The sequence below is a fragment of the Streptomyces sp. 2-1 genome (assembly GCF_048564895.1).
Lineage (GTDB): Bacteria > Actinomycetota > Actinomycetes > Streptomycetales > Streptomycetaceae > Streptomyces > Streptomyces phaeochromogenes.
Genome location: NZ_CP183383.1, coordinates 1,160,941 through 1,173,671, shown reverse-complemented (window position 1 = coordinate 1,173,671; position 12,731 = coordinate 1,160,941). Strand labels below are relative to the sequence as shown.

At 70.4% G+C, this 12,731-nt stretch carries 13 protein-coding genes and 1 pseudogene; 6 read left to right on the top strand and 8 right to left on the bottom strand.

The features are described 5' to 3' along the window. Window positions 1-203: 203 nt before the first annotated feature. From ACN20J_RS05350 to ACN20J_RS05335, 4 genes are all read left to right on the top strand, one after another. On the top strand, window positions 204-1,517 hold the full coding sequence (locus ACN20J_RS05350) for an SGNH/GDSL hydrolase family protein (protein WP_419665355.1): 1,314 nt from the start codon (window positions 204-206) through the stop codon (window positions 1,515-1,517). Window positions 1,518-1,674: 157 nt separating this feature from the next. Then, entirely contained in the window at window positions 1,675-2,178 is a 504-nt protein-coding gene (locus ACN20J_RS05345) for a methylated-DNA--[protein]-cysteine S-methyltransferase (protein WP_190228404.1), read from the top strand. 29 nt (window positions 2,179-2,207) lie between these two features. Continuing rightward, window positions 2,208-2,939 (top strand): 2OG-Fe(II) oxygenase, encoded by a 732-nt coding sequence (locus ACN20J_RS05340; protein WP_190228403.1) that lies wholly within the window; start codon window positions 2,208-2,210, stop codon window positions 2,937-2,939. Between the two features lie 78 nt (window positions 2,940-3,017). Further along, a complete protein-coding gene (locus ACN20J_RS05335) occupies window positions 3,018-3,803 on the top strand; it encodes a GNAT family N-acetyltransferase (protein WP_419665354.1) in 786 nt (261 codons plus the stop codon). 10 nt (window positions 3,804-3,813) lie between these two features. Here ACN20J_RS05335 and ACN20J_RS05330 read toward each other — a convergent pair whose 3' ends face one another. The 5 genes from ACN20J_RS05330 to ACN20J_RS05310 all read right to left on the bottom strand — a co-directional run bounded on the left by ACN20J_RS05330 (window position 3,814) and on the right by ACN20J_RS05310 (window position 7,701). Continuing rightward, on the bottom strand, window positions 3,814-4,695 hold the full coding sequence (locus tag ACN20J_RS05330) for a GNAT family N-acetyltransferase (protein ID WP_419665353.1): 882 nt from the start codon (window positions 4,693-4,695) through the stop codon (window positions 3,814-3,816). A gap of 205 nt (window positions 4,696-4,900) precedes the next feature. Further along, entirely contained in the window at window positions 4,901-5,167 is a 267-nt protein-coding gene (locus ACN20J_RS05325; protein WP_190228400.1) for a GlsB/YeaQ/YmgE family stress response membrane protein, read from the bottom strand. Window positions 5,168-5,251: 84 nt separating this feature from the next. Continuing rightward, window positions 5,252-5,797: a hypothetical protein gene (locus ACN20J_RS05320; protein ID WP_361898933.1), complete on the bottom strand. Its 546-nt coding sequence runs from the start codon at window positions 5,795-5,797 to the stop codon at window positions 5,252-5,254. Window positions 5,798-5,852: 55 nt separating this feature from the next. Further along, window positions 5,853-6,413 carry a GNAT family N-acetyltransferase gene (locus ACN20J_RS05315; RefSeq protein ID WP_419665352.1) on the bottom strand — a complete coding sequence of 187 codons (561 nt, stop codon included), beginning with the start codon at window positions 6,411-6,413 and terminating at the stop codon, window positions 5,853-5,855. A 52-nt stretch (window positions 6,414-6,465) separates the two neighbouring features. After that, complete coding sequence (locus ACN20J_RS05310) at window positions 6,466-7,701, bottom strand: aminoglycoside phosphotransferase family protein (RefSeq protein WP_419665351.1); 1,236 nt, start codon at window positions 7,699-7,701, stop codon at window positions 6,466-6,468. 242 nt (window positions 7,702-7,943) lie between these two features. On the opposite strand from ACN20J_RS05310, the gene ACN20J_RS05305 reads away from it, so the two are divergent. Continuing rightward, window positions 7,944-8,729: an ArsR/SmtB family transcription factor gene (locus ACN20J_RS05305; protein WP_246575057.1), complete on the top strand. Its 786-nt coding sequence runs from the start codon at window positions 7,944-7,946 to the stop codon at window positions 8,727-8,729. Window positions 8,730-8,873: 144 nt separating this feature from the next. Here the strand turns inward: ACN20J_RS05305 and ACN20J_RS05300 are convergent, their stop codons facing one another. Both ACN20J_RS05300 and ACN20J_RS05295 read right to left on the bottom strand, forming a co-directional pair. Further along, entirely contained in the window at window positions 8,874-9,314 is a 441-nt protein-coding gene (locus ACN20J_RS05300) for an SPW repeat protein (protein WP_189839038.1), read from the bottom strand. Between the two features lie 133 nt (window positions 9,315-9,447). Further along, window positions 9,448-10,062, bottom strand: a pseudogene (locus tag ACN20J_RS05295) (sigma-70 family RNA polymerase sigma factor); the annotation flags it as partial. Window positions 10,063-10,187: 125 nt separating this feature from the next. On the opposite strand from ACN20J_RS05295, the gene ACN20J_RS05290 reads away from it, so the two are divergent. Further along, window positions 10,188-11,243 (top strand): MerR family transcriptional regulator, encoded by a 1,056-nt coding sequence (locus ACN20J_RS05290; protein WP_372505297.1) that lies wholly within the window; start codon window positions 10,188-10,190, stop codon window positions 11,241-11,243. A gap of 66 nt (window positions 11,244-11,309) precedes the next feature. Here ACN20J_RS05290 and ACN20J_RS05285 read toward each other — a convergent pair whose 3' ends face one another. Next, window positions 11,310-12,683 (bottom strand): cryptochrome/photolyase family protein, encoded by a 1,374-nt coding sequence (locus ACN20J_RS05285; RefSeq protein ID WP_190228395.1) that lies wholly within the window; start codon window positions 12,681-12,683, stop codon window positions 11,310-11,312. Window positions 12,684-12,731: the final 48 nt, after the last annotated feature.

Sequence of the window (12,731 nt, the reverse complement as noted above, 5' to 3'; positions counted from 1 at the left end):
CGGTGCACGCCTCCACGTCCTGACGTTCATGTCTTGACGGGAGTAACAGCCGTCTCTATCGTCACGACCGCTCATTCGTAAAGTGTCCCGAAACTTTCGCACGTGCTTGCCTGTTCGAGGCCCGGCCGCCCTTGTCGGAGGCCGGGCCTCGACGGCCCCCGCCAGGGGTGCCAACCCTTCCTCCGGACGACGAGGAGCCGCACATGAAACACCTGACTGTTCGCCACAGACTCGCCGCGTTATTCACCGGAGCCCTCCTGCTGGGAGCCGCCCTCAGTCCCTCCGCCTCGGCCTCCGCCCAGGCGCCCGCGCCAGCCACGTGGACCGGCACCTGGGCCACCGCCCCCACCACCGTCCCCAAGACGGACACCACGACCTTCAACGACCAGACGATCCGCCAGATCGTCCACACCAGCATCGCCGGAACAGCCCTGCGTATCCGCCTCTCGAACGAGTTCGGCAAACAGCCGCTGAAGATCGGTGAGGTGCACGTCGCCCGCCGGGCGCAAGGCACGGACGAGCCGACCATCGACCCCGCCACGGACCGCGAACTGACCTTCTCGGGCAAGTCATCGGTCACGATCCCCGCCGGAGCGCCTGCCCTCAGCGACCCCGTCACACTCCGCGTACCCGCGCGCTCCGACCTTGTCGTGAGCCTCCACCTGCCCGAGAGCACTCCGCAATCGACGGTCAACTCCTTCGCCGCGCAGCGCAGTTACGTCGCGGCGGGCAACGTGACGGGCGAGACCAAGATCGAGCCCCAGTCCGTCACGGAACGCTGGTACTTCCTGACCGGTGTGAGCGTCCGAGCCACCTCCGCAGGGCCTGCCGCCACGGGCAAGGCATCGGCCGCCGTCGCGCTCGGCGACTCCATCACGGCCGACACCACCCTCGGCACCAACCACCGCTGGACGGACTACCTCGCCCAGCGGCTCCAGGGCCCCGGCGGCCCGCGCCACCCCGTCGGCGTCCTCAACAAGGGCATCAGCGGCAACCGTCTGCTGCACGACCCCAACCCGCCGGCCGGTCACCCCGCCGAGGCGTACGCCGCGTACTTCGGTGAGAGCGGACTCAAACGCTTCGACCGTGATGTGACTGCCCAGCCAGGAGTCCGCCATGTTCTCGTCCTGCTCGGCGTGAACGACCTCGGCCACCCCGGAAACATCGCCCCGCTCTCCGAGAAGGTGACCGGCCAGGACCTGATCGACGGCCACCGGCAGCTCATCGCCCGCGCCCACGAGCGCGGACTGCGGATCTACGGAGCCACCATCACGCCCTTCAAGAACGACACCCTCGGCTTCTACACGCCCGAGAACGCGGCGGCGCGCCAGACCTTCAACCACTGGCTGCGCACGAGCGGCGAGTACGACGGTGTGATCGATTTCGACGCCGCGCTGCGCGACCCGGCCGATCCCGAGCGACTCCTCGCCGCCTACGACAGCGGCGACCACCTGCACACCAACGACGCGGGCCGGGAGGCGATGGCACGGGCGGTGCCGCTGCGCTTCTTCAAGTGATCCCTGGGGTCACTCTGGCCCGGCCCCTCCCTCGGAGCGTCGGGCCAGGGTGACCTCCACCGGCAGCCCAGCGTGGCGTCCGAATCCCGCCAGCATCCGTGATCGGTGCACTCCACCATGAGGAGTGGAACGAAAGCGTATGAACAGGGAGGCCACGATGACCGCCTTTGCGACGATCGACAGCCCGCTGGGCGAACTGCTACTGGTCGGTGAAGAGGCCCTGGACGATGTGACGTTGACGTCACTGTCCATGCCGGGGCAACGGAACGCCCCTGTTGTGAAGGCCAGTTGGCGGCGCGACCCCGACCGCTTCGCGGACGTCACCCGGCAGCTGGCCGCCTACTTCGCCGGTGAACTCACCGAGTTCGACATCGAGTTCACCCCGAGCGGCACGGACTTCCAGCAGCGCGTATGGCATGCGCTGGAGGAGATCCCGTACGGCACGTCGACCACGTACGGTGCGCTCGCCGAGCGGCTCGGTGTGCCCCGCGAGCGGATCCAGGCGCTGGGCGCGGCGATCGGAGCGAACCCCCTGCTGCTGGTGCGCCCCTGTCACCGGGTGATCGGAGCGGACGGCACCATGCGCGGCTACGCCGGCGGTGTGGAGCGCAAGGTCCAGCTCCTCACCCACGAGGGCGTCCTGCAGCCCACCCTCATCTGACTCATCTGACCCCTGAGGCACCTCTCACCATGAACGACACCACATACCCGGCGGGATATCCGGCGGCCCGGGTCGAGGCGCAGGACTGGGCCGCCCTGACCGACGAACTCGACGAGCACGGCAACGCACTCACCGGACAGCTCCTCACCCCTGGGGAGTGCCAGGAGATCGCCGCCCTGTACGACGAGGACGACCGTTTCCGCGCGACCGTCGACATGGCCCGCCACCGTTTCGGCTCCGGCCAGTACCGCTATTTCACGCATGAACTGCCGGATCACGTGCGGGAGTTGCGCGAGGCGTTGTACCCGCGGCTCCTGCCCGTCGCCCGCGACTGGGCCGAGAGGCTGGGGCAACCCGCGCCCTGGCCCGACACGTTGGGGGAGTGGGTGGAGCAGTGCCACGCGGCCGGACAGTCCAAGTCCGCCCAGATCCTGCTGCGTTACGGGCCGGGCGACTGGAACGCCCTGCACCGGGACGTGTTCGGCGAGCTGCTCTTCCCGCTCCAGGTCGTGATCGGTCTCGACACCCCCGGAGCCGACTTCACGGGCGGCGAGTTCATCATGACCGAGCAGCGCCCGCGCGCTCAGTCGAGGGGATCGTCCACGACCCTGCCCCAGGGCCACGGCCTGATCTTCACCACTCGCGACCGGCCCGTGGCCTCCAGGCGGGGCTGGTCCATCGGTCCCATGCGGCACGGGGTGAGCACGGTCCGCTCCGGGCGGCGACGCACGCTGGGGCTGGTCTTCCACGACGCCAAATGATCACCCGGTCGGCGCCCGGAACACCCACTCGCCCGAAACCCCGTTGCCTGCCCGTCCCATGGGTGCTGGAGTGGCGTAATGGATCACGCATCGGTACTGGCACTGTTCGACCGGGACATGCGCGAAGGCGCGCGCCCCTTCGGCCTCGACTCCGTGGTGGAGCGCGTCGGAGGGGTGGTGCGGCACGTCGGACCCGAGAAGGGCTGGAACGGGGTGCTCTGGTCCGACCTCTCGGAGACCGACGCGGACGCGGCGATCGCCGAACAGGTACGCCATTTCACCAGCCTGGGCCTGGAGTTCGAGTGGAAGCTGTACGCGCACGACCGGCCCGTCGACCTGGGCCGACGGCTGCGCGCGGCCGGCTTCACGGCCGAACCCGAGGAGACGCTGATGATCGTCGAGGTCGGCGAGCTGGACCTCGACGTCCTGCCGCCGCAGGGCATCGAGCTGAGGCCCGTCAACGACGCCGCGGGCGTCGACCTCGTGGCCGACGTCCATGAGCAGGCCTTCGGCTCGGACAGCTCCCAGCTCCGCCACCTGCTGCTCACGCAGCTGGCTGAAGAGCCGGACACCGTGGTGGCCGTCGTGGCCCTCGCCGATGAGGTGCCGGTGAGCTCGGCCCGTATGGAACTCATCCCCGGCACACGGTTCGCGGGACTGTGGGGCGGCGGGACCGTGGAGGCCTGGCGCGGTCGTGGCATCTACCGCGCCCTGGTCGCCCACCGCGCCCGAATCGCCGCCGACCGCGGCTACCGCTACCTCCAGGTCGACGCCTCCGACGAGAGCCGCCCCATCCTCGAACGACTCGGCTTCGCCCCACTGACGACGACCACGCCGTACGTGCACCCGGTCGCAAGGCGGTGACGCCGCCGGCTCACAGATCGAGCTGGTACTCGACCGCCTGGTGCGTGGGCAGATAGCCGAGCGTGTCATTGATGCCGCGCATGTGTGCGTTGCTGTCGGCCGTGTCCGTGAGCAGGCCGCCGAGTTCCGGGTGGTGTTCGCGGGCCTGCCGGATGGACTGCGCCTTCATCCAGAGGCCGAGACCGTGGCCTCGGTGTTCGGGCAGCACACCGGTCCCGTAATGCTGTGCGTCCCCCCGGCCGTCACCGGGAACGACGAGCTCGGAGAAGCCGGCGACCGAACCGTTCGCCGTGTCCACCACGGCGACGGTGTGCAGCAGTTCGCCCCGCTTGGCGATCGCCTCGGCGGCCGAGAGCACCCGGTCCACGTCCCAGACGACCGTGCCGTAGTCGGTGCCGTCCATCGGCATGTCGTCCATGGCCCGGCGCGAGTGGGCGAAGCTGAGGGCCAGTTCGGGCGGTACCGTGCCGTCCCACTGGACCAACCGGTAGCCCTCATGGGGCTGTTGGACGATCCCGTCGATTCGGTGGAGATCGGCGTCGGCCAGCGGGAGCCGGGCGTACGTCAGCGCCAGCACCCTGCGGAAGCCGCGCGCCGCCAGGAAGAGATCACCGGGGGAACCGGCCTCGGCCTGGGCGAGAACGGAGCGGCGCCCGTCGTCCCGCGCCGCCGCGACGGCCGCGTCGAGGAGGCCGTCGCCGACACCGCGCCGGCGCTCCGCCCGGTGCACGGCGATCTCCAACTCGGCGAGATGCTCCTGCCCTTCCTTGGTGAAGAGCCGCAGAAAGGCGGACCCGACCGGCGCCCCCTCGTCGTCGGAGGCGAGCCACGCCAGACGGCGGCTCGACGCGCTGGGCTGGGGGTCGGTGAGCGCGGTGATGCGGTGCGGCAAGGTGTCTCCGTCACGGTTGAGGTGCGGTGCGGGCTGCGGGGGGAAACCCGCAGACGCTAGCCGTGACGGAGAACGACCTGCAACAGCTTTTCCTATTGTTCTTACTGCTCCTGCTGCTCCTGCTGTTCATACCGTGACGCGCCATGCGGTAGGCGGCGGACGCCCCGTGGGGCCCCGGCATGCGGTGCGCCGCGATCTGTCGTGGTCAGCGGCGCCCTGCCTTCGACCGGTCCAGGGCCGTGACACCGAGCGCCGCGAGACCGATCTGGATCAGCCACTCGATCCAGTCCACTCCGTTGGTGTCGGACACGTCGAACGCGTTGGCCAGCGCCGAACCTATGAGCGCGGCGACGATGCCGACCGCGATCGTCCACAGAATGCCGATGCGCTGACGGCCCGGAACAACGAGCCGGCCCAGCACACCGATGATGATGCCGATCACGATGGCACTGATAATGCCCGAGATCTCCATCTCAGCCCCTCTTCGCCCCTCTTCGTCATGCTCCTTACGAATACAAGTGCCCCGTCGTCGTGAGTGCAGTCCGGGCGGTTTCCCTCAGCCGACGCCGTTTCCGGTCCAGCCGGTGACTCCGAGCACCTCACGCGCGATGTCGATCACCTCGCGGTCGTCCGTGACCACCCGTACGGTGTCCGCGGGCGCCCGTTCCTCCAGCAGGCGGGCCTTGTTCGCGCTGCCCCGCAGCTCCTGTTCCAGCTCGGAGCCCAGCTCGCGCCCCTTCAGCCGCTTGGCGGCCGTGGCGTCGGAAGCGGTGAGGAGCACCCGTACGAGCCGTACGTCCTCGCCCATCGCCCGCTCGAACATGCCCGCGGCCTCGGTCAGCACGCTCACGGTGTTCGTATAGATCAGGCGCCGGTGGCCGAGCTCGGCGAAGTTCGCCCACACCGCCGCCAGATTGCGTTCGGTGATCCCTGCCCGGTGCGGATCGTCGTCCGGCGCCGGATGCACCTGCCCCATGAAGTCGCCCTCCAGCACGGCGTGGGCGACCTGCGCCCGCCGCAGCCGGGCCGAGACCTCCCAGCCCACTGTCGACTTCCCGACACCCGCGCGCCCACCGATGAGCAGAACCTCCGCATGATCCATGGGAGCAGCCTGCCAGCCGGGGCCGGGCTCCCGCGATCGAGAACCGCCCGAAGGGTTACGCGGCTCCGCCGGTGAGGCTCCACGTCCGCAGGGTGATCGGCCGCCCCCGTGATGCCCGCAGGACGGGCTCGTCGTCGGTGAGCGTGAAGCCGGTGGACCGGGCGACGGCGATGCTGGCCGCGTTGCCCTCCTCGATGCACAGCACCACGCGCCGCGCTCCCGTGTGCCGCACGGCGTACTCGGAGAGGAGACGGACGGCCCGGGATGCCAGACCCCGGCCCCGGTGGGCGGCTCCCACGCCGTAGGCGATCTCGAGGTCCCGCTCGTCGGCCTTGCTGCGGAACAGCAGCACCTCGCCCCGGGGCAGGACCCCGTCCGTGGTGATCGCGAGCTGCACCTTGCGTCCCTGCGCCCGCGCCTCCTGGGCCTCGGTGAGATAGACCTGCGCCGCCATCGCGTCGAACGGCGAGGCCACCGGCGTCCAGCGGGCGATCTCCGGGTCGTCGTACAGCTCGACCAGGGCGGGGATGTCCTCCTCGGACCATTCGCGCAGGTGAATACCCTCTCCTTCGAGCCGCAGGTACGGAGGCTGGGCGAGTGTCAGCGGGCTGTCCATGAGGCGATCCTGCCCGCGCGCGGACCGGCGGCCAAGGGTGCGTGAGCGTCGCTCACCGCACGACGGAGCGCCCCAGATCGGCGAGCCCCTGGTCGGGAGCGGTCGCGCGGCGCACGGCCTCGCGGATCACCGACACGGGATCGTCCAGGTGGTAGATCCTCTCCGACGGCTCGATGCCGTCCAGGAACTCCTGGTAGCGGACCGCGTACGCGAGATGCGCGAGCGGCTCGGCTACGGCCAGGGCGCGGGCCGGATCGCTGCCCGGCACCTGCTCGAGCCACGCGTCCGCCCAGACGCGGGCGGCACCGGCTCGTACGTCCTCGGCAAGGAAGTCGTGGACGCGCAGCGCGTCAAGGACCGGGTTGCCCCAGTGCGCGTCGGCGAAGTCGACGACCACCGGCGGCCCGCCGTCGCTGCGCCAGTTGCCGGGGTGGAAGTCGCCGTGCACCACCGTGTCCGGCAGACCGCACTCGTCGAGCAGCCGCCAACGGTCCGTCAACTCCCGTGCCACGGCCAGCTCATGGGCGGTGAGCCCGCCGGAGACAGGGCCGTCGAGCAACTCCCGGACCCGCTCGGCGAAGACGGACGTACGACGGTCGGGCAGGCTCGCGGGCCGTTCCTCCGGCCGCAGGGCGAGGGCCGCCTGCGCCGCGACGAAGCGCCGCACTCCGGAGGCGGCGGTGTCCGCCGACGCTTTCCAGCAGTCCTCGCCGGGAATGTGCTCCATCAGAATGCGCCCGCCGGACGAGCCGAGGACGGTCGGGACCAGCCCCGGATCGACGCGGGCGAACGCGGCGATGACCTCCGCCTCGTCCGAAGCGAAGTGCGGAGTGGCCTTGAGCCAGACCGGGCCCCGGTCGGTGGGCAGCCGGAAGAGCCCGGCCAGGTTCCAGGTGCGGCGCTGCTCCACCGGCCCGGTCACCGGCCGGCCCGCCGTGGCCAGCGTGTGCGTCGACCAGTCGAGCAGTTCCCTGAGCCCGTCGATCCGTGCCCAGGGAGCCCGCAGCGGGTCGAGTCCGTACAACATCCCCGGATCCGCCGGGAGTTGGAGCAGCATGCCCGGACGGTCCAATGCCTCGACGTGGTACGTCACATGGCCGTCGCGCCCGCCCTCACCGCCGTCCACGGACAGCAGGCGGACCACCAACACCCGCACCCCGAGCGCCTGTTGCAGACGCCGGACGACCGGCTCGACCTCGGACCACCACGGCACGTCGACGGAGAAGGGGCCGACGGCGCCGAGAAAGTCCTCACCCGACGTCACCCACGCACTGAAAGTTCGGCTCACCGCGACAGTCTGAGCGAGCCGCCCGCCCGCGGCCAGCGAATATCGCCGGGGTACCCCGGATGGCAGACGGCGTCGAACGAGATGGCAGACGGCACCGAACGGCATGGCGGACAGCACCGGACGGGACGGCAGACGGCATCCGACGGGACGGCAGACGGCATCGGACGATTGACATGCAGGTAATTGCCTGCATAACGTTGAGTGTGCGATCGGACGAGGGACCAGAGCCGGGGAGCCGACCAGTGCCGGGCAAGGATGCGCAGACGGACCAGGTCTTCAAGGCCCTGGCCGACGGGACGCGCAGACGGCTGCTCGACAGGCTCCACGAACACAGCGGACAGACGCTGGGGGAGCTGTGCGAGCACATCGACATGACCCGCCAGTCGGTCACCCAGCACCTGGCTGTCCTGGAGGCGGCCAACCTGGTCAGCACGGTGCGGCGGGGGCGGGAAAAGCTGCACTACCTCAACCCCGTACCGCTCCACGAGATCCAGGAGCGCTGGATCGACAAGTTCGAGCGCCCGCGTCTGCGCGCGCTCAGTGCGGTCAAACGACGAGCCGAGGAAGACATGAGCGACAAGCCGACATTCGTGTACGTCACCTACATCGCCAGCACACCCGAGAAGGTCTGGGACGCGCTCACCGACGCCGACCTGACGGCCTCGTACTGGGGCCACAGCAACGTCTCCGAGGACTGGCGCCCCGGATCCCGGTGGGAGCACCGGCGCATCGACGGATCGGGGATCGCCGACGTGGTCGGCACCGTCGTGGAGAGCGAGCGGCCCACCCGACTGGTGGCCACCTGGGCCTCGCCCGAGGACGAGGGCAAGGAGGACAAGTACTCCAGGGTCACCTACGACATCCGGCCGCACGGCGGGATCGTCCGGCTCACCGTCACGCACGAGGACCTCGCCGACGAGACCGCGGTCAAGGAGGTGTCGGCCGGCTGGCCCGCAGTCCTGGCCAACCTGAAGTCCCTCCTGGAGACGGGCAGTCCACTGCCGCAGGAGCCGTGGCTGGTGCCGTAGCACCGAAGTGCGGAAGCGCCGTGGCGCCGTAGAGCCTTGGTGCGGAAGGGCCGCGGTGCCGAAGTGCCGGCCCGGCGTGCGTCGGCCGGTCCGCGGTGTGGACGCGCGGACCGGCCGGCGGTCCTCATCGGCGCAGACGTCCTGCTACGTCTGTGATGTGTTCTTCGCGGACGTGGCCGCGCACATGAACCCCAGCACCACGGCGAGAACGCCGATGATGATGTTGTTGAGCACGACACCCGCGTCGGGGCTCTCGCCGACGATCCACGGCGAGATGATCATCCACGTACCCATCGCGCACATGGCCCAGCTGAGGCCGTACATCCGGGTCGGGGTGGTGGTGAATCCGAGGGCCAGGACGCCTATCGCGATGCCCATGATGAGGTTGTGCGTCACGAGTGCGGGCTGGCTTGTCGTGTAGTGGAGTATCCACGGGGAGGTGGCGCAGTACAGACCGAGCAGGAACACCGGTCCGTCCACGAGCGCCACATCGCGACCACCGAGCATGCGGGCGTAGCGATCCCGCATTTCGGGCACATCGGGGTGACTGGCTATGTCACCCCTGGTGTTCGAGACGTTGGCCATGACTCGACTCCTTTGTCTCTGCAGGCCTGACCGCGACTGTGCGGTATGCGGTAGACGCCGCGTATGTACATTCTGCTCTTATTTCTTCTTTATGTGTAGAGGTGAGCGGGTTGGAGGAGGCGGGAGTTGCGTAGTCCGCACGCAGACAGTGACGCAGCCGGTACAGCCCGCGTCGGGCGTGGCTCTTGACCGTCCCCAGCGGCCAGCCGGTGCGCTGGGCGATCTGGGTCTGGGTGAGGTCCTCGTAGAACGTCAGACGCAGGACGCGCTGTTGGGCCGAGGGCAGCCTCGCCATCTCCCGCCGGATCAGGATCCGGTCGAGGACCGCTTCGGGCTGTTCGTCCGCGGGATTGCCGAGTGCCAGGACGGATCCGGCCCGGGCGACGAGCTCCGCGTGGCGCGTCCTGGCCGCCAGCGCGTCGGCGATCCTGCGTCTGGTGATGCCCACGATCCAGGCGGCGACCGCGCCTCGTTCGGGCCGGTAACCGTGACGGCCGCGCCACACCCCCAGGAAGACCTGCTGGGCGACGTCCTCGGCCTCTCCCGCGTCACCCAGCGCACGCCGGGCGAGGGTGTGGACCAGCGCGGACCACCTGCGCTGGACGGCGGCCAGACAGGCCTCGTCGCCGTCGGCCAGGCCGCGGGCCAACTCCTCGTCGGTGAGCGGTTCCTCGTCGCCGAACGACTCCTTCGGACGAACCCAAGAGGGGGTGTCGCCCTCCGCCGTGACCACCGGCGGTCCGGGCATCGAATCTCCGGTCATGACCATGGCTCCTCACGTCGCGCCCCGGTGCGGCCATCGTCGGAGCAGGGTCATGGCGTGATCAATCCGCATCGATTCTGCGTCGTATGTCCGCGTCGTATAGTCGGCCCATGTACGAGCCGACGGGCGGGCGGAACCGCCCGGACGACACCACTCCGAAAGCGGTCGAGGCGCCCGACACGGCCATGACGACCGGGACAGTGGCCCGCCGGCTCGGGGTGTCGCCGACCACACTGCGCTCGTGGGACCGCCGCTACGGCCTGGGCCCCGCCGTTCGTGCCGACGGCCGCCACCGCCGTTGGACCACCCGGGACGTCGCGATGCTGGAGGCGATGTGCCGGCTGACCTCTGCCGGGGTCCCGCCCGCCGAGGCGGCACGCGCCGCCAGGCAGGGGGCTCTCGAGGAGAGCGCGGTCAACACCGGGGCTGCGAAAGCCCTGAAAGAGTGGGGCGCCGGAGAGAAGGCCGTCAAGGAGTCGATCGGCATCCGCAAGGAGTGCCGTGGCCTGGCCCGGGCCGCTGTCCGGCTCGACGCCCCGGCCGTGGACGGCCGGTTGACCTCGGCCGTCGAGCGGTACGGCCTCACGGTCGCCTGGCAGGACGTGATGGTCCCGACGCTGCACGCCGTCGGCCGCAGATGGGAGTCGTCCGGCGACCGGTATGTCGAGGTCGAGCACCTGCTGTCCTGGCACATCTCCACCGCGCTCCGGCGTGTCACCCCCTCCCTGTCCCCGTCTCCGTCCCCGCGGCCGGGCCCGCAGGAGACCGCCGAGGGGCCGGTCGTCCTGGCCTGTGTACCCGGCGAGCAGCACACCCTGCCGCTGGAGGCGCTGAACGCCGGACTCGCCGAACACGGCCTGCCCACCCGGATGTTCGGCGCGGCCGTGCCCGCTGAGGCGCTCACCGCGGCGGTACGACGCCTGGGGCCCTCGGCCGTCGTCCTGTGGGCCCAGGCACGCTCCACGGCGAGCATCCCTTTGGCCCGCCACTTGGCCGCCACGCACTGGGGCGTGAAGGGAGCCCGTAGACATCCGACGCTCGTACTGGGCGGCCCGGGATGGGCAGGGCGATCGGCGCAGGGCATGCTGCGACCATCGAGCCTGCATGACGCGCTGGCCGTCCTCGGGGCCCGTTACGAGAACAGCGTGCCGGGACCCGCGGACTGACGTGCCGTCGGGTCGGCGGATCGATGGATCGGCGGACTGGCGGATCGGCGGAGCGGCGGCGGGGCATCAGGCCCGCCCTCGGGCATGTCTGAAACGGGCCAGCCCGTCGGCGAGTTCGACGATCGGACCCGGATAGTCGTAGGCGGCGCGTTCGACCCCCTTGAGCTTCCACGGCTCGTGCACGGCTGCCCCGTCGAGCCCCTCGAGTTCGGGCACCCAGCGCCTGACGTACGTGCCGTCCGGGTCGTACCGCTTGCCCTGGAGGACCGGATTGAGGACCCGGTTGGGCCGTGAGTCGGTGCCGGTTCCCGCCACCCACTGCCAGTTGAGCTGGTTGTTCGCGATGTCGCCGTCCACCAGCAGTTCGAGGAAGTGACGGGCGCCGACCCGCCAGTCGACGTACAGCGTCTTCGTGAGGAAGCTCGCGGTCAGCAGGCGTCCCCGGTTGTGCATCCAGCCCTCGTGCCGCAGTTGGCGCATGGCCGCGTCGACGACGGGATAGCCGGTCCGCCCTTCCTTCCAGGCGTCGATCTCCCGGGCGGCCGACGTCTCCGACCGCCACAGGTCGCGCCGGGTGCGGTAGTCCGCCGTGGCCGCGTCCGGTCGTGCGGCCAGCACCTGATGATGGAAGTCCCGCCACGCGAGCTGCCGTACGAACGCCTCGGCGCCCGGTCCGCCCGCCTTGCGCGCCCGGTGGACGAGCTCGACGGGGGACAGCGTGCCGAAGTGCAGGTGCGGGGAGAGGCGCGAAGTGGCGTCCCCGGGAAGGTCGTCGTGGCGGTCCTCGTACGAGCCGATCCCGCTCCGCAGCCAGGCGGTCAGCCGTTTCCTGCCCTCCGTCTCACCGCCTGCGGCCAGCCCCTCGGACAGGCCGGACAGATCCTCACGCCGGGGGAGTGCCTCCGAACCGATGCCCTCCTGTACGGGCACGGCTCGGGGTGCGCCGAACACGTTGCGTGGCTGCTGCCGGGCCCAGTGCCGGAAGTACGGCGTGAAGACGGCGAAGTGGTCCGAGGCGGCCGGGGTCACGGCCCCCGGTGCCACCGTGGTGATCACCGTGTCGTGGACGTGCAGCCGGCGCCCCTCCGACTCCAGGGCGGTGCGCAGCCGTTCCTCGCGCCGGTGGGCGTAGGCGCTCGCACCAGCCGCCATGTGCACATCGTCGGCGTCCGCCTCCGTGACCACCCTGCACACCTGGTCGACGACATCGCCGGACCTGAACACGAGGTGGCCGCCGCGCTCACGCAGTCCCGCGTCGAGGTCCCGCAGACAGTCGGCGAGGAACGCCAGTCGGTTCGGAGCGGTGAATCCGGCCTCGTCGACGGCCCGGTCACGGACGAACAGGGGCACCACCGCGCTGGAGCCGTCGAGCGCCGCGCGGAGCGGCGGATGGTCGTGCAGCCGCAGGTCGGAGGTGAACAGGACGACCGAGACGTTCATGGCTTGACTCCGGAATTCCGGGACGGGACGGTGCTGGGCGGGAGAGGA

Bases quoted from the DNA above. Each gene is read 5' to 3' on its own strand.
- ACN20J_RS05325 (WP_190228400.1), bottom strand. From the start codon at position 5,167: ATGGAGATCTCGGGCATTATCAGTGCCATCGTGATCGGCATCATCATC.
- ACN20J_RS05285 (WP_190228395.1), bottom strand. From the start codon at position 12,683: ATGAACGTCTCGGTCGTCCTGTTCACCTCCGACCTGCGGCTGCACGAC.
- ACN20J_RS05290 (WP_372505297.1), top strand. From the start codon at position 10,188: ATGTACGAGCCGACGGGCGGGCGGAACCGCCCGGACGACACCACTCCG.
- ACN20J_RS05315 (WP_419665352.1), bottom strand. From the start codon at position 6,413: ATGGACAGCCCGCTGACACTCGCCCAGCCTCCGTACCTGCGGCTCGAA.
- ACN20J_RS05350 (WP_419665355.1), top strand. From the start codon at position 204: ATGAAACACCTGACTGTTCGCCACAGACTCGCCGCGTTATTCACCGGA.
- ACN20J_RS05335 (WP_419665354.1), top strand. From the start codon at position 3,018: ATGGATCACGCATCGGTACTGGCACTGTTCGACCGGGACATGCGCGAA.
- ACN20J_RS05345 (WP_190228404.1), top strand. From the start codon at position 1,675: ATGACCGCCTTTGCGACGATCGACAGCCCGCTGGGCGAACTGCTACTG.
- ACN20J_RS05300 (WP_189839038.1), bottom strand. From the start codon at position 9,314: ATGGCCAACGTCTCGAACACCAGGGGTGACATAGCCAGTCACCCCGAT.
- ACN20J_RS05320 (WP_361898933.1), bottom strand. From the start codon at position 5,797: ATGGATCATGCGGAGGTTCTGCTCATCGGTGGGCGCGCGGGTGTCGGG.
- ACN20J_RS05340 (WP_190228403.1), top strand. From the start codon at position 2,208: ATGAACGACACCACATACCCGGCGGGATATCCGGCGGCCCGGGTCGAG.